The organism is Nocardia sp. CDC153 (genome assembly GCF_035818515.1).
In the GTDB taxonomy this organism is placed as follows: Bacteria; Actinomycetota; Actinomycetes; order Mycobacteriales; family Mycobacteriaceae; genus Nocardia.
In genome coordinates this window covers 129,724-150,695 of the sequence record NZ_JAYKYU010000003.1, presented here as the reverse complement: position 1 = coordinate 150,695, position 20,972 = coordinate 129,724, and the positions used below count along the sequence as shown (strand labels likewise).

Genomic DNA, 20,972 nt, shown 5'->3' with positions numbered 1-20,972 from the left:
TCGAAACCACCTGCTCACAAGCGGAATCTGTGCTTCTCTCGAGGCAACGCGACTGTCCGGTGGCAGTGCTGCAGGCCCGCTGTCGGGAACCTGAACCGATCTGTCGTGAACTCTAAACCCAGCTTTGAGGGGGAACTAATTCGGCGTGCCGCTCGTTGGGTCAAATTGTTGTGAGTTAGGTTTGCCTCTCCTGAATTTCGCGACCAGGCGGAACGCCTATCACGCGGGTACGGTCACGTCCATAGGAGGATGGTCCGAAATGTCGGAAATTGACTGGAAAGCCCTGCGCTACAAGGCTTTTGAGGTAATGCAAGGGGCATACGCCCCGTACTCCCGATTCCCCGTCGGCGCCGCGGCTCTCACCGCCGACGACCGCGTGGTGAGCGGCTGCAATGTGGAAAATATCTCATACGGTTTGGGCCTCTGCGCCGAATGTGTACTGGTCGGTAACTTGATTTCGACCGGAGGGGGCCGCCTGCGCGCGGTCTCGGTCTGCGACTCCCGAGGGGCCGTGCTCATGCCCTGCGGGCGCTGCCGCCAGATCCTGCTCGAGCACGGCGGCGGCGAGTTGCTCGTAGATCACCACGATGGCCCGGTCGCGCTGACCGCCTTGCTGCCGGACTCCTTCGGACCGGACGATCTCAGTGCTGGACAGCTATAACCACTGATCGTCGTGGCGCGCGCGAGTTTTCGTGGAAAGGGGCCGCGGCCCGTGCCAGGGTGGAGGTCGTGACGGTGCACTCGGCGGTGGACGTGATTCGGGCCAAGCGCGACGGTGGCGAGCTCAGCGACGCGCAGATCGATTGGGTGGTCGACGCGTTCACGCGCGGTGACGTGGCCGACGAGCAGATGGCCGCGCTGGCCATGGCCGTGGTCTGGCGCGGCATGACGCGGCGCGAGACCGCCCGCTGGACCCAGGCCATGATCGATTCCGGGAAACGCCTGGACTTCACCGATCTCGGACGGCCCACCGTGGACAAGCACTCCACCGGCGGCGTCGGCGACAAGATCACGCTGCCGCTCGCGCCGCTGGTCGCCGCCTGCGGTGCCGCGGTCCCGCAGCTGTCCGGGCGCGGATTGGGCCACACCGGCGGCACTCTCGACAAGCTCGAGGCCATACCCGGCTGGCAGGCCGACATTCCGGTGGACCGGATGCGGGAGCTGTTGGCCGATCCCGCGATCGGGGCCGTGGTGTGCGCGGCCGGGGCCGACCTCGCGCCCGCCGACAAGCGGCTCTACGCGCTGCGTGATGTGACCGGGACCGTCGAATCCATCCCCCTGATCGCCAGCTCCATCATGAGCAAGAAGATCGCCGAGGGCACCGGGGCGCTGGTGTTGGATGTGAAGGTCGGGCGCGGGGCCTTCCTGAAGCAGCTCGACCAGGCGCGCGAGTTGGCCACGGCCATGGTCGAACTCGGCACCGACGCGGGGGTGAAGACCGTGGCCTTGCTCACCGCCATGGACACCCCGCTCGGCCACACCGCCGGAAACGCCCTGGAAGTCTGCGAATCCCTGGATGTGCTGGCGGGCGGCGGCCCCGCCGATGTCGTCGACCTCACCCTGGCGCTGGCGCGGGAGATGCTGGCGCAGGCCGGAATCACCGATGTCGATCCGGCCGACGCGCTGGCGGACGGCCGGGCCATGGACCACTGGCGGGCCATCGTGCGCGCCCAGGGCGGTGACCCGGACGCGCCACTGCCGCAGGCGCGTCACACCGAGACGCTGCGCGCACCCGCCTCGGGCACGCTCACCCGCCTCGACGCCCTCGATATCGGGCTCGCCGCCTGGCGGCTCGGCGCGGGCCGGGCCCGGCAGGGCGATCCGGTGCAGGCCGGGGCGGGCATCGAAATGCACGCCAAACCAAGCGATTCCGTCACCGCGGGCCAGCCGCTGCTGACCCTGCACACCGATACGCCCGAGGCGTTCGAAGTCGCCTTCGACCTCCTGCGCGACGCCTTCACCATCTCCGACACCGAGACGGCGGCGGCGCAGCCGTTGATCTTGGACCGAATTACCGCCTGACCACAGCCGCCGAACCGGCCTAGCCTGGGATCGTGAAGACTGGAACCACTGTCCGGGCCCGGGCCGCGGCGTGCGCCGCCCTGGGCGTTTTCGGCATTGTCATGCCGTTGGGTGCCGTTGTGCCGCAGGGCTGGTCGCCGACCGCCGTCGCACAGGCCGCGCCGGGTGAGAACCTCGCGCCCGATCCATCCGGGTCGAACTCGTTGTCGCGCGGGGATCTGCCCGCGCCGAGCACCGAGAAGAAGGCCAAGCCCGATCCCATCTACAGCAGCTGCGAACAGGTGTGGGATCAGGGCAAGGGGCCTATCTACGAAGGGCAGCCGGGATATTCGACCTTCCTCGACCCGGACCACAATGGCGTGGCCTGCGACCGCTAGCCCGTGAGGTGAAGGAAACCTACCGGTCAGCAACGTGAGGGCAACGACATGCCGAACTGTCGGGTGACTCACATCAACAGCCCTGCCGCAGAACGGGAATGCGGCTAACGTGGCTTCATGACTGGACCGACGCCTCTTACTCTCGCTTCGATCCGCCAGGCTCCGAAGGCGGTCCTGCACGATCACCTGGACGGCGGGCTGCGGCCCGCGACGGTGCTGGAGCTCGCCCGGGAATGCGGATACGACCAGCTACCGGCAGGCGATGCCGAATCCCTGGGCACCTGGTTCCGCGACGCGGCCGACAGCGGATCCCTGGAACGCTATCTGGAAACCTTCGCCCACACCGTCGCCGTCATGCAGACCCCCGAGGGCCTGCGCCGGGTGGCCCGCGAATGCGCCGAGGACCTCGCCGCCGACGGCGTCGTCTACGCCGAGGTGCGCTTCGCCCCCGAGCAACACCTCGAGAACGGGCTCACCCTCGACGAGGTGGTCGAGCACACCATCGCCGGGTTCCGGGAGGGCGAGGCCGCCGCGGCCGCCGCCGGAAACCCCATCACGGTGGTCTGCCTCCTCACCGCCATGCGGCACGCGGCCCGCTCCCGGGAGATCGCCGAACTCACCGTGCGCTGGCGCGACCGCGGGGTCGGCGGCTTCGACATCGCGGGCGCGGAGGCGGGCTACCCGCCCTCGCGCCACCTGGACGCCTTCGACTACATGCGAGCCAACCTGGCGCACTTCACGATTCACGCGGGCGAGGCCTTCGGGCTGCCGTCCATCCACGAGGCCGTCGCCTTCTGCGGCTGCGAGCGCCTAGGCCACGGCGTGCGCATCACCGACGACATCACCGACTCCGCCGACGGCCCCAAACTCGGGGTGGTCGCGAACTACGTGCGGGACATGCGAATTCCGCTCGAGCTGTGTCCGTCCTCGAACGTGCAGACCGGCGCGGTGCCCTCGCTCGACAAGCACCCGTTCGACGTGCTGGCCCGGCTGCGCTTCCGCGTCACCGTGAACACCGACAACCGGTTGATGAGCGACACCACCATGAGCAAGGAGATGCTCAAGCTCGCCGAGACCTTCGGCTACGGCTGGAGCGATCTGGAGCGCTTCACCATCAATGCCATGAAGTCCGCGTTCATCCCGTTCCCGGAGCGGCTGCGGCTGATCGACGAGGTGATCAAGCCGGGCTACGCGGTGCTGCTGGGATAACCCCACCATCGTCATCCCGGCATGCTTTTGGCCGGGATCCACACTGCCGCTGTGGATTCCGGCCAAAAGCGCGCCGGAATGACGAGACGGGCCGCACCCAGCCGGGTGCGGCCCGAATCATGCTTTAGGTCAGGCTTTTTCGAGGCGAGCCTCGAAGGCCGCCTCGAGCGCCTTCCACGCCTCCGCCTCGGCCTCGAACGGGGGGTTCGGGGCCAAGCGGGTCGGGTCCGGGTTGAGCAGGTAGGAGACGTACCAGCCCAGGGGAGTGGACACCGCCAGCGCGGCCTCGACCGACTCGTCCTCGGCGTAATCGGCTGCGTCGGTGAACAATTCGACCGCCAGATCGAGCTGATCGGTGTCGACCGACTTGGGGCCGGCGGCCAGATCCTCGGCCAGGCCGGGCAGCACGTAGATGTTCTCCTCGTCCACCTCGACATCCAGCGAGCCGTCCACGGCGGCGGTCTGCACCTCACCGTAGGTGCTCACCCGGGCCAGATCGTGGTCGTGGTCGTCGGCCAGGTAGCGGGCCAGCGCGCGCTCGGATCCGAAGACCGTGATCGAGCCGTCCTTGCCCAGGAAGATGGGCTCGTCGTCGACGTAGCAGCGCAGCGTGAAGAAGGTGCCATCGGAGGTCACGATCTGCACCGGGTCGATGCCGACCTCGTGCCAGAACGAGAGCTCCTCGTCGTCTTCGTCGTCCTCGTCCAGGTCGACGGGCTCGATCTCGTCGTCGTCGCTCTCGGCCGCGTCCTCGGCGTCGACGATGTTCTCCTGCGCCGCAAGCAGTTCCGCCTCCGCGACCGAGACCGCGTCGGCGTCCACCTCCGGAATCGTCACCACCGAGTCGATGGAGTCGAGCACCGCTTCCCAGTCCTTGGCGATGGCCGCGCCGATCTGGTCCCACAGCTCCTCGCCCTCGCGACCCTCGAAGGCGCTCACGCCGCCGGGCAGCGCGCCCAGCACCGGATGCGAGCCGAAGAACTTGGTGACGGTGTCGAGTTCGCACACGTCGCCCAGGTTGCGGACCATTTCGAGGGTCTCCTCGAGCTCGGAGACGACCTCGGGATCCGGGTCGTCGGCCGCGAGCTCGGGGACGCCGACCAGATCGAAGGAGTACTGGTCCTCCGGCTCCAGTTCGGCCGCCGACAATCCGGCGATGATCTTCCAGGCCGGATGATCCACCAGATCGTTGTCGGAGTTGGTGCGAATGAACGCCGCCAGCTCCGCGACGGACTCGAAACCGTACAGGTCTTCCTCGTGTCCGAGGAATGCCTGCCACTCATCGTCACCGTCTCGCCAGCGGGGTGCCCAGAGGGTGACAAGATCGCCTTTGGTCAGGCCGAGCGCGATCGGGACGATGTCTCCAGAAGCCATGACGGGAAGCCTATCCAGTCGTTGCGTCAGGCACTATCCGGGCTGCCCCCAACATGGCCTGAAATGTCTGCGGGCGTACGGATCGACTCGTTGAGTCGGGCGATGATCCGGGAACGCTGCGCGGTCGCCTCCGAGGCCGCCTGCTGACAGGCCCACAGAATCAGCCGTGACACCTCCGACGGGGAGCGCGCGGTCACCGATTCGGCCAGCCACAGCCCGGTCAGCGCACCGTCGGCGTCCACCTCCGCGGTGACCGAATGGTCTTCCGCGGTGAACCGCGCCCGCACCTGGGCCAGGCCGTGCAGGGTCGCCTCCAGCGTTTCCAGCTGCTGGTTCACGCGATCGAGCAGGGCGTCCATCTCCGCACTCATCGTGAGCTCCTTCCGGCACGGCCTCGGGGTACCCGGGCGGCGGTGTCCCAACCGTTCACGATCGCCGCGTCCAACTGGTCTGTCCGGTGTCGGCGTCGTCCAGCCGATCCAGCTCGTCGACCGCGGCCTGTCGGGTGGGCAGGCCCAGCCGGTCCAGCATGGTGTCCGGCACGCCCGCCTCGGCCAGCTGCTCGCGCCGCCGGGACCGGGCCACGATGGCCGAACGCTTGGTCAGGCGCAGGATCTCGTCCGCGAGAGCCTGTGCGCCGTAGCGGTATTCGCCGCGCTCGAACTGGATCTCCACCGGTATGCCCTGATCGGTGGCGCGCACGGTGATGGTGCCGGATCGATTGGCGCTCGCCGCGGTGGTCACCGCGGGCACCTCCGGCCGTTCCGGTCGGGTCATCGTGTCTCCCCTCGCGTCATCGTGTCTCCTCTCGAAGATCCGGGGCGCTCACGCGGTCGGCCGATAGAAGCCGAGGAACCGCATCCCGCTGTTCTGTGTGCGTATCGGTCCGATCTGGACGGGATCACCCGCCTCCACCAACTCGCCATTGCCGATCACCATGGCGACGTGCCCGTCCCACACCGCCAGATCGCCGGGCATCAAGTCCCCTGGACCGACCCGCTGGTGGCCGTACCCCTGCTCCTGCGCCAGCCGCGGCAGCGAAACACCCGCCTGCGCATACGCCCACTGTGTCAGACCGCTGCAGTCCATCCCCACCCCGGGCGTCTCTCCGCCCCACACGTACGGCGTACCTACCTGGCTCAACGCATTCCGAACCGCGTCCGCCGCCCGCTGATTCGGGGCCTCGACCGTGCTGCCGTCCGGGAGCGTCAGCCGCACCCCACCGCCCTGCGGTCTGGTGACGGTCGAATCATGGCCGCGGCCAGGCGACTTCGGCGTCACCACCGACGCGGGCGTGGTGCGCGACCCGCCCGGTGACAGCCCGGCCCCGAGCAGCGAGACCCCCTGGGAGAGCGTGTCCCCGGCAGCCGAGATGGTGGTGCCGACCTGACGCACGCCCTGCTCGGTCGCGGTGCTCACCGCGGCGGGCACAACCACCGCACCGGACTCGACGGGCGGACCGGATTCGACCGACGCGGGCCGCACCGGCGCGGGAGCGGGCGTGCGCGAGACCAACTCGTTCATGGCCGCCGTCTCCCCGTCCAACTCGGCCCGCACCCGCTCGACCACCCGCACCGCCCGCCCGATGTGCTCGATCGCCGACTCGACCAGGGCGGCAACCCCGGTGGGGGACATTCCGGCCGACCCGAGCGCGTCCACCTCGGCCGTGAACGACCGCAGAATCTCGGCGAGCTCCCTCCTACCCGCCCCCACCTCCCCGTCCACCCGCTCCACGATCGCGGCCATCTCCCGCCCGCGCTCGGAAGCCATTGCGGCCGTGCCCTGTCCGCGCAACGCGGCATCCATGGCCGCATCCCCGCCCCACCCCCGCCAGGAGTCGTACATCCGATCCACACTCGCCCGACCGGCCGCATGAATCTCGTCGACCCCCGCCGAAGCCTCCCGCAACGCCCCGGAGGTCGCCCCCGCCCCTCCGTCCCCAAAGCTCGCCAACAACTCGACAATTGGCTCGGCCAAGGCCGAAACCCCAACCGGCGCGGTCACGCTCATGCCATCGACTCCGGGTCGTTCGCGTGGAGCGCGGCGGCGTAGGCGCTGTCGTGCGCGATGTAGGCCGAGGCCGCCTCGGCGGTGGATGCGCTGATGGCCGCGAAGGTGGTGCCGAGCGTGGTCAAGGTGGCGAGGTGGGTGGCGTGGGCGGCGGTGTAGGCGGTGAGGAAGTCCGCGGCGATGAGGCCCAGGGCGGGGGCGAGTAGGTCGGGGGTGGCGGTGGCGGCTCGGGTGGTGATGGCGGCTACATCCGCGGCGAGGGTGGTCGTGGTCGCCGCATAAGTGGCGAGGCCCTCGGTGTGGACGGTGAGGCGGTGCATGAATGCCCCCTTCATGCCGGTCGCGGGGTGGTTTCGGGTCGTACGGGGTTGGACGTGCGGGGACCGGGGTTGGTTCCGGGGGTGGAAGAATTCCGGCGGGCGGGGATCTTGGACGTCCGAGCTGACTTATGGTTTTCGTATGCGCACTCTCGTCGTGGACCATCCGCTCGCTGCCGCTTTGCTGACGACCATGCGAGACGCCCGCACCACCAATCCGACATTCCGGGCGGCGCTGCGCGACCTGACCGGGATTCTGGTCTATGAGGCCATGCGAGACGCCCCGGTCGAGCGGTTCCCCATCGCCACGCCGGTCGCCGCGGCCGAGGGCACCCGGCTGAATGCCCCGCCGTTGCTGGTTCCGGTCCTGCGCGCCGGGCTGGGCATGGTGGAGACCGCCGAGAATCTGATTCCGGACGCCCGGATCGGCTTCGTCGGTGTGGCCCGCGACGAGGAGACCCACCAGCCCACCCCGTACATGGAATCGCTGCCCGACGACCTGTCCAGCACCCCGGTCATCGTGCTCGACCCCATGCTCGCCACCGGCGGCTCCATGGTCTACACCCTGGACCTGCTGGCCACCCGCAAGGCCCGCGACATCACCGTGCTGTGCGTGGTCGCCGCCCCGGAAGGCATTGCCGCCCTGGAGAAGTCCGGCCACGCCGTCCGCCTGGTCACCGCCTCGGTGGACCGCGGCCTCAACTCCGATGCCTACATCGTCCCCGGCCTCGGCGACGCGGGCGACCGCCAATTCGGCCCGCGCTGACCATCTCTCGGGTCAGAGTTTCTCGCAGAACTCCCGGATCTCGGCGAGCCTTTGCGCCGCAGCGGCTTTCGCGGCCGGGAGTTCCGTGCGATCGGCGACCGGTACGACGGTCTCCACGTAACACTTGAGCTTGGGTTCGGTGCCGGACGGCCGGATCACCAGCCGCAGCGTCGGACCCTCGAAAACCAGTGCGTCGGTACGCATCCGGCCGCGTACCTGCGCCATATCGGTGCAGCTCACCGGTTCTCCGGCGATCTCGGTCGGCGGCAGTTCGCGCAGCCGCGCCACCACCGCCGTCGCCTCGCTCACCTCCGGGAAGCGCAGTGAGATCTGGTCTCCGGCATGCAGACCGAAATCCACCGCGTAGTCGTCGAGCACATCGAGAACGGTCCGGCCCTGAGCCTTCAACCGCGCCACCAGATCCGCCGCCGCGACCGCGGCCGAGATCCCGTCCTTGTCGCGCACCGCGGCCGGATCCACGCAGTGCCCGATGGCCTCCTCGTACGCGTACACCAGTCCCTCGCCCGCGCGGGCCAGCCATTTGAACCCGGTCAGCGTCTCCGCGTACCGCGCCCCGCGCGCCGGGGCCAGCTTGCTCAGCAGCCGAGACGACACGATGGTGGTGGCCACCAGCGCGTTCGGTGCGGCCGTCCGCAGCACGAAATCGCCAAGCAGCACCCCGGTTTCATCGCCGCGCAGCATGCGCCACCCGTCCGGGCCGCGCACCCCGATCGCACACCGGTCTGCGTCCGGATCGAGCGCGATGGCGAGATCGGCGTCGAGCCGCGCGGCCAAGTCCAGCAGCAGATCGGAGGCCCCGGGCTCCTCGGGATTCGGAAACGCCACGGTCGGGAAATCGGGATCGGGCGCGAATTGCTCGGTCACCACCAGCACTTCGTCGAATCCGGCACCCCGGAGCGCGGCCACGGCCAACTCCCCGCCCACGCCGTGCATCGCGGTCAGCACGATTCGAATGGGTGAGCGCGGGCCGTCGCCGCCGATCACGCTGGGCAGGAGGGTGACTCGCTCCACATAGTCCGCGACGACCGCCGCGCCCCGCTCGATATCGGGGCCTTCCAATCGCTTTCGCGCGATGGGCGTCGTGACCGCGTCGATGCATCGCTCGATCTCGGTGTCGGCGGGCGGAACGAGTTGCGAGCCGCCGTCGAGGTAGAGCTTGTAGCCGTTGTCGGTGGCGGGATTGTGGGAGGCGGTGATCTGCACGCCCGCAACGGCTTTCAGCTCGCGCACGGCGAAGGCGACCACCGGGGTCGGCAGTGGCCGCGGAAGTTCCAGCACCGAGAAGCCCGCCGCCGCGAAGACTTCCGCCGTGGCGACGGCGAATTCCGCCGAGCCGTGGCGGGCGTCGCGACCCACGACCACCAGCCCGCCACCCAGGCAGCGGTCCCGCAGCCAGGCGGCGATGCCCGCGGAGGCGCGGGCGACGGTGTCCACATTCATGCCGTCCGGGCCGTCGCGGAGGGGACCGCGGAGCCCGGCGGTGCCGAAGCGCAGCACGGCCGCGCGCCTAGAGGCGTTCCAGCACGCCGCGCAGCAGTTTGCCCAATCTCGGTGCGGCGGCGTGGCCTTCGGCCAGGACCTCGGCGTGCGAGAGGTGCGCGCCGGTGACCCCGGCGGCCAGGTTGGTGACCAGGGAGATGCCCAGCACCTTCGCCCCGCCCTCGCGGCAGGCGATGGCCTCGAGCACGGTGGACATGCCGACCAGGTCCGCGCCCATGGTGCGCAGCATGCGGATCTCGGCGGGGGTCTCGTACTGCGGCCCGGTCAGACCCGCGTACACGCCCTCGGTGAGGCTCGGGTCGATTTCCTTTGCCAGCGCTCGCAATTCGGGATCCCAGGCGTCCACCAGGTCCACGAAGTTCGCGCCCTCGAGGGGCGTGCGCCCGGTCAGATTGAGGTGATCGCTGATCAGCACCGGCTCGCCGACCGACAGATCCTCGCGAATCCCGCCCGCCGCATTGGTGAGCAGCACCGTCTGCGCGCCCGCCGCCAGCGCGGTGCGCACATTGTGGACCACCTGACTCGGCGCGTGGCCCTCGTAGAGGTGTTGGCGACCCATGAGCAGCAGCACCGGCGACTCGCCGACCGCCACGGAATGAATAGTGCCCTGATGTCCCTGTGCCGTCGGCGATTCGAAGCCCGGCACCTCGGCCATGGGAATGGAGGCTTCCGGTTGCCCGATCTCGGCGGCGGCCTCCTGCCAACCGGATCCCAATATCACCGCGACCCGGTGCTGTCGCACTCCGGTACGTTCGGCGATCGCCTCGGCGGCTAGTTCGGAAACCCCGCCCACGGTTTTCTCGGCCAGCATGTCGCCCACCCTAGTCGTGTTTGATTGCCTCCGCTTCGCTACGGCGGTTCGCGGCCCTGCAAGCTCGATTCTTCCCTCCTCCGCTCCTCCGCTTCGCTCCCCCGCTCCGTCAGTCCAGAATCGAGCCGGGCCGCGAACTTGGAGCCTTGCTACCCGCGAGTAGTAACACCATCTGAGAGCGTTACTCTCTGCGCATGCCGTATTTGAAGCGTGATGGGGACGTGTTCGTGCTGAACCTCGGGACCGAGGGTCAGGACATCGACAGCGAGAACCGTTTCCACCCGGACTGGATCACCGAGGTCCACGCGCTGCTCGACGAGGTCGAGGCGTCCGAGGGACCGGCCGCGCTGGTGGTCACCGCCAACGGCAAGTTCTTCTCCAACGGCCTCGACACCGATTGGCTGTTCGGCAATTTCGACAAGAACTGCTGGTACCTCGACCGCGTGCACTCGCTCTACAGCCGCCTGCTGGCCTTCGGCCTGCCCACCGTCGCCGCGGTGAACGGCCACGCCTTCGGGGCCGGCGCCATGCTCGCCACCTCCTGCGACTTCCGGATCATGCGCGCCGACCGCGGCTTCTGGTGCCTGCCCGAGGTGCACCTGGGCATGCCGTTCACCGTCGCCATGAACGCGCTGCTGACTAATCGGCTGGCCAATCAGGTTGCCGTCGAGGCCATGACCACCGGCCGCCGCTACGCCGCCGATGACGCCATCGCCGCGGGCATCGTGGACGGCAAGGCGGATGCCGAGGCGTTGCTCGCCACCGCCGTCGCCCGCGCCGACCAGCTCAAGGGCAACCGCAAGCCCAACCTCCCGGTCATCAAGCGCGCCCTGCACCAGAACGCCCTCGCCGGCCTGGCCGTCGAGACCACCCCGGAGAACCTGGCCTTCAACCCGTAGGGTCTGTTCCTTCCGTTTCGAGGGGTTCGAGGGCATGCCCTCGAACCCCTAATTTCTGCGCGCGCCGTGATCTGCCGGAGATTTTCCGGCGGACCTACTGCGACAGACCGGCACGGTAGTGCGAGACTGTTGGAATGCAACCGTCGCGCAATGGCGATGAACGCACTCTTCGCAAACCGATCGGTCGGCATGAGGTGGACTCTGCCGTGCCGCCGAATGCTGCCCTGGCACCGGCTGATCCGACCCTCATTGCCGAAGTCGACGCGGCCATCGCATCCCATCGCGACCGATTGATCGCGCTCTCCCATGACATTCATGCCGAGCCCGAGCTCGCGTTCGAGGAATTCCGCAGTGTCGCAAAGACAATCGAGCCCTTGCGGGAACGCGGCTTTCGGATCGAAACGGGCGTAGCGGATCTTCCGACCGCATTCACCGCCGAATACGGCAGTGGAGACTTAATAGTCGGTATTTGCGCGGAATACGACGCACTGCCGGAAATCGGCCATGCCTGCGGCCACAACGTCATCGCCGCCTCCAGTGTCGGCGCGGCCCTGGGCCTGGCCGCCGTCGCCGACGCCTGCGACATCACCGTGAAGGTGCTGGGCACGCCCGCCGAGGAGTCCGGCGGCGGCAAGGTGCTCATGCTCGACCGCGGCGTCTTCGACGATCTCGCCATGGCCATGATGGTGCATCCGGGACCGGAGGATATCGCCGGAGCGCATTCCCTGGCGCTCGCGGATTTGTCCGTGGTTTTCCACGGCCGGGAAGCGCACGCCAGCGCCGCGCCGCATTATGGGCGAAATGCCCTGGATGCCGTCACCGTCGCTCAAGTTGCTTTGGGTTTGCTGCGTCAACATCTACTGCCCGGACAGCAACTCCACGGTATAGTCGGCTCGGGCGGCGTAGCCCCCAATATCGTGCCCGGACACGCGGAACTGCTGTATTACCTACGTGCGGTCGACTCCGCGGCCCTCGACGATCTGATGCAACGAGCATCGGCATGTTTCGAGGCAGGTGCCCTGGCGACCGGATGCACACATGAAATCCGGAAGCTCGCGCCGACATATACCGAGCTCACTCCCGATGGCGCACTACTGTGTGCCTATCGCGAGCAGATCCGAGATCTCGGACGCGAGCCCATCGCCCCGGAATTCGAGGCGGCACGGCCGTTGGGCAGCACCGATATGGGCAATGTCACCAACGTCATCGCGGGCATTCACCCGGTCATCGGCATCGATGCCGGGGGCGCGGTGACCCACCAACCCGCGTTCGCGGCCGCCGCCGTGAACGCCTCGGCAGACCGCGCGGTCTTGGACGGGGCAACGGCGTTGGCTCGCACCGCGATACAAATAGCGGGCGACAAAGTGCACAGGGACAGGTTGTCGGAACGAGTCATGCAACGGCAGTTTCAGCGACAGGAGGACATTCGGTGAGCACAACCGGCCGGTCCGCGGCGCGTACGAACGGACCAGTGGCGGCGGGCTGCGTGACGACGCAGCCGGCCACGAGCGTCGCGATGGAACCGGTATCCGGGCACGCAACGGTCGAGGCCTGGCTCGCGGAGCACATGGACGACCTGAAGGCATGGCGTCGCCACATCCACGCCAACCCGGAGCTTTCCCGAACCGAGTTCGGCACCACCGAATTCGTGGAGTCCTGGCTGGTCAAGGCCGGGCTCGAGCCGCGCAAACTACCGAGTGGCACCGGCCTGATCTGTGACATCGGCCCCGACGGCGACCGCATCGGCCTGCGTGCCGACATGGACGCGCTGCCGCTGCAGGAATACACGGGCCTGCCCTTCGCCTCCACCGTGCCCGGCGTCTCGCACGCCTGCGGACACGACGCGCACACCACCATCCTGCTCGGCACCGCGCTGGCGCTCGCCGAGATCGAGAACCTGCCGGTCGGCGTGCGACTGGTGTTCCAGCACGCCGAGGAGGTCATGCCCGGCGGCGCCATCGACATGGTCGCCGCGGGCGCGATGGAAGACGTCTCGCGCATGTTCGCGCTGCACTGCGACCCGAGACTGGAGGTGGGCCGGGTCGGCATCAGAGTCGGTCCCATCACCTCGGCCGCCGACACCGTCGAACTGGTACTGGACTCGCCCGGCGGCCACACCTCCCGCCCGCACCTGACCAGCGACCTGGTCTACGCCATCGGCACGGTCATCACCGGCCTGCCCGGCCTGCTGTCGCGCCGCATCGATCCGCGCACCAGCACCGTCATGGTGTGGGGCGCGGTCTCGGCGGGCAAGGCGCCCAACGCGATTCCGCAGACGGGCATGCTCACCGGCACCGTCCGCACCGGCGACCACGCCACCTGGTCCCTGCTCGAGCCCATGGTCCGCGAGATCGTCGAGGGCCTGCTGGCCCCGACCGGTGTGCGCTACCAGCTCAACTACAAGCGCGGCGTGCCGCCGGTCGTCAACGACGAGCAGGCCGTGCGCATGTTCGAACAGGCCATTCGCGGCCTGGGACCCGACGCGCTCGCCGACACCCAGCAGTCCGGCGGCGGCGAGGACTTCTCCTGGTACCTCGAGGAGGTGCCGGGGGCCATGGCCCGCCTGGGCGTCTGGCCCGGGCAGGGTGAGCAGCTCGACCTGCACCAGCCCACCTTCGATATCGACGAGCGGGCGCTGGCCGCGGGCGTGCGGGTGTTCACGAACATCGTGCTGAACGGCCACTGACCCCGACGGCAAAGCCGACAACGAAGCCGGGCCGCACCCCGAAAGGTGCGGCCCGGCTTCGTGTTCCGACGTTACTGGGCCTGCTCGGCGGTGTCTACTGGGCCTGCTTGGCGGTGTCTACTGGGCCTGCTTGGCGATATCGCCCCAGGCGTGCCACCGGTCGATCTCGATCCACGCCGAGACGCGCTTCTGGTCGCGCACGGCGTAATCGGTGCCCAGGTAGTGCTGCGCCAGGCGGTCGATGACCGAGGAATCCGGATCGTTCTCCAGCGAGACGACGCGGCCCTGAATGCTGACGTGGCTGTACCAGTTGTCGTCGGCCAGCACGGTCAGCGTGATCCGCGGGTCCTCGCGCAGGTAGTCGAGGCGCTTGCGGAAGTCGGCCAGGTTCACCAGGATTCGCCCGTTCTCGTACAGGTACCAGGTGGCCACCGAAACCGGCTGGCCGTCCGGGCGATTCGAGGCGAAGACCGCCGGATTGGGGCGGGACAGGAATTCGGCGATCGGGGCGGGTACGGGTGTCGCGGGCATCGGGTTCCTCTCGGAGGTTCGACAAGATCGTTCCTGTCCCGAAACAGCGCCGCCGCGCGGAATCTTCCGCGCGGCAGTGCGGAATCTTCCGCGCGGCGGTGGGGCCGCTACAGCCCGAAGGTGCCCGGGCCGACGTTCTTGCTGTTGCGGGTGCGTAGGGCGTGCACGTAATCGCTTGGCGCGCCGGCCTTCTCGGCGGCGTCGGCGATGACGCCCAGGTAGCGCGCGGAGGGCAGCCCGCCCTCGTAGGCGTCCAGGACGTAGAGCCAGGCCAGCACCGGTTCGCTGCCGGGACCGGAATTGGGGGTGACGCGCAGGCGGATCTTCTTGTGGATACCGAAGTCCGAACCCTCCCAGCGGTCGAGGCTCAGCTCGTCCTCGCTGGGAACGTCGTAGAGCACCACGAAGACCCGTTGTCCGGGTTCTTCGACCACCGTCGCCAGCGGTCCCTCCCAGCCGATGTCGTCCCCGGCGAAGGTGAGTCGCCACCCTTCCAGCCAGCCGGTTCCGTACACGGGGGAGTGCGGACAGCGCTTGAGCATCTGCTCGGGATCCATGTTGGACCCATAGGCGGCGTAAATCGGCACCATAGAAGCCTATCGAACAATCAGGGAGACCATCCCAGATCCCCATCACAAGGCGGTTCGAACCCGCGTGATCGATTGCCGCGCGGTCGCCGGAATCGGTGCCCGGCCTGGCCGGAGTCCGCTTTGTCCTGCGGCGATGGAAAGTTCGCGCGACTCTCCCGCCATGACGGGCGAATCGCGCGAATGGGATGCGCCACAGTGGGACAGTTGTCCTGGGATGCGGTCAAACATGTAAGGAGCTGGGCGGATAACGTAAGGGACCGGCATCGGAGATCCCGGGGCCGAACTGAACGCGGAGGAACAATGACCCGCATTGCGATCATCGGCGGCGGCCCTGCCGGATACGAAGCGGCGCTGGTGGCGGCACAGCACGGGGCGCCGGTCACGCTGATCGACAGTGACGGCATCGGCGGCGCGTGCGTGCTGTGGGATTGCGTGCCGTCCAAGACTTTCATCGCCTCGACCGGCGTGCGCACGGATCTGCGCCGTGCTCGTGACCTGGGCATCACGGTGCACCCGTCGCAGGCGCAGGTGCGGCTGGCCGAGGTCAACTCCCGTGTGAAGGCCCTCGCCCAGGCCCAGTCCTCCGATATCAAGGCCAAGCTGCAGACCGCGGGCGTCACCGTGCTCTCCGGTTACGGCGAACTCATCGACCAGGCACCCGGCCTGGCCACCCACCTGGTCAAGGCCACGCTCTCCGACGGCCAGCAGCGGGTCATCGAGGCCGAGGTGGTGCTCATCGCCACCGGCGCCAGCCCGCGCGTGCTGCCCGGCGCGGAACCCGACGGCGAGCGAATCCTGAACTGGCGTCAGCTCTATGACCTCAAGGAACTGCCCGAGACCCTGGTGGTCGTCGGTTCCGGTGTGACCGGCGCCGAATTCGTCTCCGCCTACACCGAGATGGGCGTGAAGGTGAAATTGGTCTCGAGCCAGGACCGCGTGCTGCCCCGCGAGGACGCCGACGCCGCGCTGGTACTCGAGGACGCCCTCGCCGAGCGCGGTGTGGAGCTGGCCAAGCACGCCCGCGCCGACGCGGTGGAGCGCACCCCCGAGGGCGTCGTGGTGAAGCTGTCCGACGGGCGCACCGTCACCGGCAGCCACGCCCTCATGACCGTCGGTTCCATTCCGAACACCAACGGGCTGGGCCTGGAACGCCTCGGCATCGAACTCGACAAGGGCGGATACCTGCGGGTGGACCGGGTTTCGCGGACCACCGCGCCCGGCGTCTACGCCGCGGGCGACTGCACCGGCCTGCTGCCGCTGGCCTCGGTGGCCGCCATGCAGGGCCGCATCGCCATGTACCACGCGCTCGGTGAGGGCGTGCAGCCGATTCGGCTGAAGACCGTTGCCTCCGCGGTGTTCACGCGTCCGGAGATCGCGACCGTCGGCGTCTCGCAGACCGCCATCGACAATGGTGAGGTGCCCGCGCGCACGGTCATGCTGCCGCTGAACACCAACCCGCGCGCCAAGATGTCGGGCCTGCGACGGGGTTTCGTGAAGATCTTCTGTCGCCCGGCCACCGGTGTGGTCATCGGCGGCGTCGTGGTCGCGCCGATCGCGTCCGAGCTGATCCTACCCATCGCGCTCGCGGTGCAGAACAATCTGACGGTGAACGATCTGGCACAGACGTTTTCGGTGTACCCCTCCTTGACGGGGTCGGTCACCGAGGCGGCGCGTCAGCTCATGCGCCACGACGATCTGGACTAGCGCCAACACGTTTCGCGAAGCTCCCCGGGGCTTCAAGATCGGCCATTGTTACCGGCCCGTCTTGCTGCCTTGTCCGCCTTGTGATTAAGTTCGCGGCGGAAGCGATCGGCAGGGCGGTCGCGAGTGTTACGTGTCGGGGGTTCTCAATTCCCTCCGATCCGAGGCTCTTCGATGCCCACGAAGCGATCGTGCGCCGAGGGACGAAGGAATTGAGCGAAACGTGAAGCACCGCAAGCCGAGTCGGATCAAGGCGAGCACCTCCCTGACGCTGGCCGGAGCGGCCGCCGTGGTGTCGCTGCTGTCCGCGCCCGCCAACGCCGCGCCCGCCGATCCCGGTGCGGTCCCGGCGGATCAGCAGCAGCCCGACAACACCGTGCCGCCGACCACCGAGACACCGGTCCCCGACCCGAAGGCGCAGGTCGTGCCCGCGCCCAAGCCGGAGACCGCGCAGCCGGGGACCACCAAGCCGCAGCAGAGTCAGCCGGGCGTCACCAGCCCGACCACGCCCAGCACCCCCGCCCCGGACAACGGTGCGGGCAAGCCGGATACGGGTCAGCCGCAGGGCGCCACCCAGCCCGACGGCACCCAGAAGCCCACCGATCCGAACGCGCCCAAGAACGACCAGAACGCGCAGCCCGCGGGCACCAATCCGCAGCCCGCGCAGCCGAAGTCGCTCAAGCCGTCGCAGCCGGGTGTGACGGTGCCGCGCGTCGCGCCGCTGCCGGTGCCGGGCCAGAACACCCAGGCCCAGCCCGCGGTGACCAATACGCAGCCGGATCAGGCGACCACGCCGGGCCAGACCACCCCCGGTCAGAACCAGCCCGCCAAGCCGAACGACCAGAGCGCGCAGCCCGCGGTGACCACGCCGCAGGATCCGTCGGTGGACACCATCACCGGCCAGCCGACGGTCACCACGCCGGCGCAGCCGCGCTGGCAGTCGCCCGCGGTCGACACCGCCCCGGCCGCGCCGGTGGTGGCCATGACCGGTCCGCACACCGAGGTCGGGGTCAACCTCGACGGCGGTGCGGTGCTGCCCGGCTGGGCCGCCAACACCCACCACTTCAGCAACCTGGACGGCTACGTCGGCACCATCGGCTACACCACGCCCGGCGGTATGGGCGAGGCCGGCATGTCGCTGGACTTCACCACGGTCAACCAGATCAAGGTGACGGCGTTCGCGGGCAGCGGCCCGGACAACGACCAGAAGACCGAGTTCGTGCTGGACACCACCGCGGCCAACGCGGCCAAGGCCGGCGCCGAGAACTTCATTCGCCTGATGCCGGGCGGCGCCATCATCCTGGAGGCCGCGGCCCAGATTGGTAAGCTCCCGGAGGGCGATCGGCCCTCGACCTCGGTCGACGTGGGCGGTGTGACCGCGCAGGTGGGCGGTTCGGTTCAGTACTGACGGTCCCTGACGGACCGGATACGGTGCCGGTGGGAGATGTGTCGTCGCGTGGGGCGGTCGTGAGCGACCGCCCCACGCGTCTGTGGCGAAAGGACGGGTGATGGTTTCCGGCAAGGACGAATCAGCCGACCGTCCCGAATCCGAGGCGAACGAGCAGGCGGAGTCCGAGTTCGGGCCCTCGCTGAACGACTTCGGGCCGTCCCTCAACGACTTCGGGCCCTCGCTCAACGATTTCGGGCCGCCGCCACCCGCGGCTCCCCCCGCGGGCTGGGCGCCCGCGCCCGTGCCGCCGAGCCCGGATCTGGCCTGGCGACCCGCCGACGCGCCGGTGCCACCGCCTCCGCCGCAGTATCGCGCGCCGGACGCGTGGGCTCCGACGACCGGGCAGTATCCGGTCCAGTACCCGGGCGGCAACGGTAACGGCATGTCCACGGGCCAATTTCCGGCCGTGGGGGGTGCGGGGCAGGTTACGGGTACCCCCGACGTGGAACAGACCGTCAAAATCCCGCCTGGCGGGTCGCAATCGGCCGCCGGTGATCCGGAGCGCACCACGCGCATCGCCGATGCGGATAAGGCGGTCGCCGAACGCGATTCGGCGGGGGAGACGGCACCGGGACCCGGGAGCGCGGCCGAGAACGGTGCCGCGAGCGGTTCACCCGATTCATGGTGGCGGTCCGCGCCCAGCGGTTTCCCGCCCGCGCCGCCCGCCCCGGAATCCGGTGCGGCGCAGGAGGAGTCGCTGTCCTGGGCCGACGATCCCATCGTCAAGGCGTTGACGCCGAAAACCCCTGTGCCGCAGAGCAAGCCGGAGCAGCGGACGCCGTGGCGCAAGATCGGGGCGATCGCGGGCGGCGCGGTGGTGCTGCTGGCGGTGATCGCCCTGGTGGTCGTGGCGGTCATGCGCGGCGGCCACGACGAGGAGCCGACCGCCGGGGCCACCACCACCGGCAAGGCCGCCAATACCGCGGCGGCGCTGAGCTGTCCGCCCCGGCACGAGGGCAAGCTCACCATCGGCAATGGCGCGGGCGGCACCGGCAGCGGCGTGGACGCGATTCTCGGCTTCCAGCACGCCTTCTACGTCGACCGCAGCGGTGAGAAGGCGCGCAGCTTCGTCGCGCCGGATTCGCCGACCGTCTCACCGGCGCAGGTCATCCAGCAGTCGGGCATCGACAATCTCAAGGCGGGCACCAGCTACTGCCTGCAGATCGTCGGCCCCACGCCGGTGCCCGCACCGGCGCCCGCGCCGGGCGCGCCGCCGCTGGCGGGCGTGTTCGAGACCTACGACGTGGACATCACCGAGCATCACGCCGACGGCACCACGCAGGTGTACGCGCAGCGGGTCACGGCCGTGGAGCGGGACGGCAAGCACCTGATCTACTCCATCGAGGAACGGTCGTAGCGAGGAAGGGTCGTCGCGGCGGAAGCGGTCCGGTTGCTCCGAGACTGGACTGGTCGTCCCATATTCTGGGAATCGGATTTCACATCCTGGTAACCGTGTGACATGGTGGAGTTTCGCATACCCCGGCGTTCCCTCGGAGGTGTTCCATGTCCGCGCATTTCCCGCCGCTCGCACGGCGTCTCGACGGCCTGCGGAGCTCGGCGATCCGCGACCTGCTCAAGCTCACCTCGCGGGCGGACATCATCAGCCTTGCCGGAGGTTTGCCGGACGCCGCCCTCATGCCCCGCGACCGCATCGCCGCCGCCGCCGACGCGGCCCTGTCCGACCGGTCCCGGCTCCAGTACACCGAGTCCCCCGGTTGGGGTCCGCTGCGCGAGGTGCTGGCCGCCCGCGAGTCCGCCCGCCTGGGCCGCGCGGTCCCCGTCGACGAGATCTTCGTGACCCACGGCTCCCAGCAGGCGCTCTCGCTGCTGTCGGAGGTGCTGCTGGATCCGGGCGCGCTCGTCGTGGTCGAGGATCCCGCGTATGTCGGTGCGCTGCAGGTCTTCCGGGCCGCCGGGGCTCGAATCGTGGCCGTGCCCTTGGACTCCGACGGCATGCGCCTCGACGTCCTGCGCGAGCTGCTCGCCGCCGGTGAGCGTCCCGCGGTGGTCCACACCGTCAGCAACTTCCACAATCCCGGCGGTGTCACCCTGGCCCCCGCGCGCCGCCAGGAGTTGGCGAATCTCGCCGAGCGGTACGGCTTCTGGATCATCGAGGACGACCCGTACGGCGAACTGTGGTTCGACCGCCCCGCCCCGGCCCCCGTGGCGACGTACTCGCCCAACACGATTCGCCTCTCCAGCGCCTCCAAGATCCTGGCCCCCAGCCTGCGCGCCGGGTGGATGATCGCCCCCACCCAGGTCTGCCGGGCCGTCGAACTCCTCAAGCAGGGCGCGGACCTGTGCGGTTCCGCGCTGACCCAGCAGATCACCGCCGATCTACTCGCCGACACCGACTGGCTTGCCGCCCACATCGATTCGGTCCGCCAGGTCTACGGCACCCGCGCCGAATCCCTCGTCGCCGCCGTCCGCACCGCCTTCGGTGACCGCGTCACCACCACCGACGCCTCCGGCGGCATGTTCGTCTGGGCCGATTTCACCGACGGCACCGACACCCAGGCCCTGCTCCCGCAGGCCCTCGACGCGGGCGTCGCCTACGTCCCCGGCACCGCCTTCGCCGTCTCCACCGACTACACCCACTCCATGCGCCTGTGCTTCACCACCTCCGACGAGGCCACCCTGACCGAGGCGGTCGCCCGCCTCGCCAAGGCCCACGCCGCGATCGCCCGCCTTTGATCGTTCCGAACGCG

The 20,972-nt window shown here is 69.1% G+C and carries 21 protein-coding genes; 12 read left to right on the top strand and 9 right to left on the bottom strand.

Features of this window, described 5'->3' with window-relative positions; genetic code table 11:
• The first annotated feature begins 259 nt into the window (after positions 1–259).
• From VMT65_RS17505 to VMT65_RS17490, 4 genes are all read left to right on the top strand, one after another.
• Positions 260–661 carry a cytidine deaminase gene (locus tag VMT65_RS17505; RefSeq protein ID WP_326309340.1) on the top strand — a complete coding sequence of 134 codons (402 nt, stop codon included), beginning with the start codon at positions 260–262 and terminating at the stop codon, positions 659–661.
• Between the two features lie 74 nt (positions 662–735).
• Positions 736–2,022: a thymidine phosphorylase gene (locus tag VMT65_RS17500; protein WP_326310286.1), complete on the top strand. Its 1,287-nt coding sequence runs from the start codon at positions 736–738 to the stop codon at positions 2,020–2,022.
• A 32-nt stretch (positions 2,023–2,054) separates the two neighbouring features.
• Entirely contained in the window at positions 2,055–2,399 is a 345-nt protein-coding gene (locus VMT65_RS17495) for an excalibur calcium-binding domain-containing protein (RefSeq protein ID WP_326309339.1), read from the top strand.
• 117 nt (positions 2,400–2,516) lie between these two features.
• Positions 2,517–3,608, top strand: coding sequence for an adenosine deaminase (locus VMT65_RS17490; RefSeq protein WP_326309338.1), 1,092 nt, complete (start codon positions 2,517–2,519; stop codon positions 3,606–3,608).
• A 129-nt stretch (positions 3,609–3,737) separates the two neighbouring features.
• Here the strand turns inward: VMT65_RS17490 and VMT65_RS17485 are convergent, their stop codons facing one another.
• From VMT65_RS17485 to VMT65_RS17465, 5 genes are read right to left on the bottom strand one after another with little or no spacing between them, the layout of a single operon-like run.
• Positions 3,738–4,982 carry a primosomal protein gene (locus VMT65_RS17485; protein WP_326309337.1) on the bottom strand — a complete coding sequence of 415 codons (1,245 nt, stop codon included), beginning with the start codon at positions 4,980–4,982 and terminating at the stop codon, positions 3,738–3,740.
• A gap of 26 nt (positions 4,983–5,008) precedes the next feature.
• On the bottom strand, positions 5,009–5,353 hold the full coding sequence (locus VMT65_RS17480) for a YbaB/EbfC family nucleoid-associated protein (RefSeq protein WP_326309336.1): 345 nt from the start codon (positions 5,351–5,353) through the stop codon (positions 5,009–5,011).
• 55 nt (positions 5,354–5,408) lie between these two features.
• Positions 5,409–5,759 (bottom strand): hypothetical protein, encoded by a 351-nt coding sequence (locus VMT65_RS17475; protein WP_326309335.1) that lies wholly within the window; start codon positions 5,757–5,759, stop codon positions 5,409–5,411.
• A gap of 48 nt (positions 5,760–5,807) precedes the next feature.
• Positions 5,808–6,992: a C40 family peptidase gene (locus tag VMT65_RS17470; protein ID WP_326309334.1), complete on the bottom strand. Its 1,185-nt coding sequence runs from the start codon at positions 6,990–6,992 to the stop codon at positions 5,808–5,810.
• Positions 6,989–7,312 (bottom strand): type VII secretion target, encoded by a 324-nt coding sequence (locus tag VMT65_RS17465; RefSeq protein ID WP_326309333.1) that lies wholly within the window; start codon positions 7,310–7,312, stop codon positions 6,989–6,991. Before VMT65_RS17465 ends, VMT65_RS17470 begins: the two co-directional genes overlap by 4 nt.
• Positions 7,313–7,451: 139 nt before the next feature.
• On the opposite strand from VMT65_RS17465, the gene upp reads away from it, so the two are divergent.
• On the top strand, positions 7,452–8,075 hold the full coding sequence (upp, locus tag VMT65_RS17460; RefSeq protein ID WP_326309332.1) for a uracil phosphoribosyltransferase: 624 nt from the start codon (positions 7,452–7,454) through the stop codon (positions 8,073–8,075).
• Positions 8,076–8,087: 12 nt separating this feature from the next.
• On the opposite strand, the gene VMT65_RS17455 is transcribed toward upp, so the two are convergent.
• The gene (locus tag VMT65_RS17455; RefSeq protein ID WP_326309331.1) at positions 8,088–9,593 is read right to left on the bottom strand and encodes a phospho-sugar mutase; all 1,506 of its coding nucleotides are present in this window, start codon (positions 9,591–9,593) and stop codon (positions 8,088–8,090) included.
• Positions 9,594–9,603: 10 nt separating this feature from the next.
• The gene (locus VMT65_RS17450; RefSeq protein WP_326309330.1) at positions 9,604–10,407 is read right to left on the bottom strand and encodes a purine-nucleoside phosphorylase; all 804 of its coding nucleotides are present in this window, start codon (positions 10,405–10,407) and stop codon (positions 9,604–9,606) included.
• A gap of 194 nt (positions 10,408–10,601) precedes the next feature.
• Here VMT65_RS17450 and VMT65_RS17445 point away from each other — a divergent pair, with 194 nt between their 5' ends.
• The 3 genes from VMT65_RS17445 to VMT65_RS17435 all read left to right on the top strand — a co-directional run bounded on the left by VMT65_RS17445 (position 10,602) and on the right by VMT65_RS17435 (position 13,992).
• Entirely contained in the window at positions 10,602–11,306 is a 705-nt protein-coding gene (locus tag VMT65_RS17445) for an enoyl-CoA hydratase/isomerase family protein (protein ID WP_326309329.1), read from the top strand.
• 206 nt (positions 11,307–11,512) lie between these two features.
• A complete protein-coding gene (locus VMT65_RS17440) occupies positions 11,513–12,739 on the top strand; it encodes a M20 family metallopeptidase (protein WP_326309328.1) in 1,227 nt (408 codons plus the stop codon).
• 83 nt (positions 12,740–12,822) lie between these two features.
• Complete coding sequence (locus tag VMT65_RS17435; RefSeq protein WP_326309327.1) at positions 12,823–13,992, top strand: M20 family metallopeptidase; 1,170 nt, start codon at positions 12,823–12,825, stop codon at positions 13,990–13,992.
• A 117-nt stretch (positions 13,993–14,109) separates the two neighbouring features.
• Here the strand turns inward: VMT65_RS17435 and VMT65_RS17430 are convergent, their stop codons facing one another.
• Both VMT65_RS17430 and VMT65_RS17425 read right to left on the bottom strand, forming a co-directional pair.
• Positions 14,110–14,523 (bottom strand): PPOX class F420-dependent oxidoreductase, encoded by a 414-nt coding sequence (locus tag VMT65_RS17430; RefSeq protein WP_326309326.1) that lies wholly within the window; start codon positions 14,521–14,523, stop codon positions 14,110–14,112.
• 107 nt (positions 14,524–14,630) lie between these two features.
• On the bottom strand, positions 14,631–15,110 hold the full coding sequence (locus VMT65_RS17425) for a gamma-glutamylcyclotransferase (RefSeq protein ID WP_326309325.1): 480 nt from the start codon (positions 15,108–15,110) through the stop codon (positions 14,631–14,633).
• Positions 15,111–15,413: 303 nt separating this feature from the next.
• Here VMT65_RS17425 and VMT65_RS17420 point away from each other — a divergent pair, with 303 nt between their 5' ends.
• The 4 genes from VMT65_RS17420 (at position 15,414) to VMT65_RS17405 (ending at position 20,958) form a co-directional block, all read left to right on the top strand.
• Positions 15,414–16,817, top strand: a complete 1,404-nt coding sequence (locus tag VMT65_RS17420; protein ID WP_326309324.1) for an NAD(P)H-quinone dehydrogenase — start codon at positions 15,414–15,416, stop codon at positions 16,815–16,817.
• A 220-nt stretch (positions 16,818–17,037) separates the two neighbouring features.
• Complete coding sequence (locus VMT65_RS17415; RefSeq protein WP_326309323.1) at positions 17,038–18,222, top strand: hypothetical protein; 1,185 nt, start codon at positions 17,038–17,040, stop codon at positions 18,220–18,222.
• Between the two features lie 100 nt (positions 18,223–18,322).
• Positions 18,323–19,621: a hypothetical protein gene (locus VMT65_RS17410; protein ID WP_326309322.1), complete on the top strand. Its 1,299-nt coding sequence runs from the start codon at positions 18,323–18,325 to the stop codon at positions 19,619–19,621.
• 146 nt (positions 19,622–19,767) lie between these two features.
• Positions 19,768–20,958 carry an aminotransferase-like domain-containing protein gene (locus tag VMT65_RS17405; protein WP_326309321.1) on the top strand — a complete coding sequence of 397 codons (1,191 nt, stop codon included), beginning with the start codon at positions 19,768–19,770 and terminating at the stop codon, positions 20,956–20,958.
• Positions 20,959–20,972: the final 14 nt, after the last annotated feature.

Excerpts from the sequence above, each read along its gene's own strand:
- VMT65_RS17450 (WP_326309330.1), bottom strand. The coding sequence starts at position 10,407 with ATGCTGGCCGAGAAAACCGTGGGCGGGGTTTCCGAACTAGCCGCCGAG.
- VMT65_RS17410 (WP_326309322.1), top strand. The coding sequence starts at position 18,323 with ATGGTTTCCGGCAAGGACGAATCAGCCGACCGTCCCGAATCCGAGGCG.
- VMT65_RS17405 (WP_326309321.1), top strand. The coding sequence starts at position 19,768 with ATGTCCGCGCATTTCCCGCCGCTCGCACGGCGTCTCGACGGCCTGCGG.
- VMT65_RS17485 (WP_326309337.1), bottom strand. The coding sequence starts at position 4,982 with ATGGCTTCTGGAGACATCGTCCCGATCGCGCTCGGCCTGACCAAAGGC.
- VMT65_RS17475 (WP_326309335.1), bottom strand. The coding sequence starts at position 5,759 with ATGACCCGACCGGAACGGCCGGAGGTGCCCGCGGTGACCACCGCGGCG.
- VMT65_RS17445 (WP_326309329.1), top strand. The coding sequence starts at position 10,602 with ATGCCGTATTTGAAGCGTGATGGGGACGTGTTCGTGCTGAACCTCGGG.
- VMT65_RS17435 (WP_326309327.1), top strand. The coding sequence starts at position 12,823 with ATGGAACCGGTATCCGGGCACGCAACGGTCGAGGCCTGGCTCGCGGAG.
- VMT65_RS17465 (WP_326309333.1), bottom strand. The coding sequence starts at position 7,312 with ATGCACCGCCTCACCGTCCACACCGAGGGCCTCGCCACTTATGCGGCG.
- VMT65_RS17420 (WP_326309324.1), top strand. The coding sequence starts at position 15,414 with ATGACCCGCATTGCGATCATCGGCGGCGGCCCTGCCGGATACGAAGCG.
- VMT65_RS17490 (WP_326309338.1), top strand. The coding sequence starts at position 2,517 with ATGACTGGACCGACGCCTCTTACTCTCGCTTCGATCCGCCAGGCTCCG.
- VMT65_RS17430 (WP_326309326.1), bottom strand. The coding sequence starts at position 14,523 with ATGCCCGCGACACCCGTACCCGCCCCGATCGCCGAATTCCTGTCCCGC.
- upp (WP_326309332.1), top strand. The coding sequence starts at position 7,452 with ATGCGCACTCTCGTCGTGGACCATCCGCTCGCTGCCGCTTTGCTGACG.
- VMT65_RS17480 (WP_326309336.1), bottom strand. The coding sequence starts at position 5,353 with ATGAGTGCGGAGATGGACGCCCTGCTCGATCGCGTGAACCAGCAGCTG.
- VMT65_RS17470 (WP_326309334.1), bottom strand. The coding sequence starts at position 6,992 with ATGAGCGTGACCGCGCCGGTTGGGGTTTCGGCCTTGGCCGAGCCAATT.
- VMT65_RS17505 (WP_326309340.1), top strand. The coding sequence starts at position 260 with ATGTCGGAAATTGACTGGAAAGCCCTGCGCTACAAGGCTTTTGAGGTA.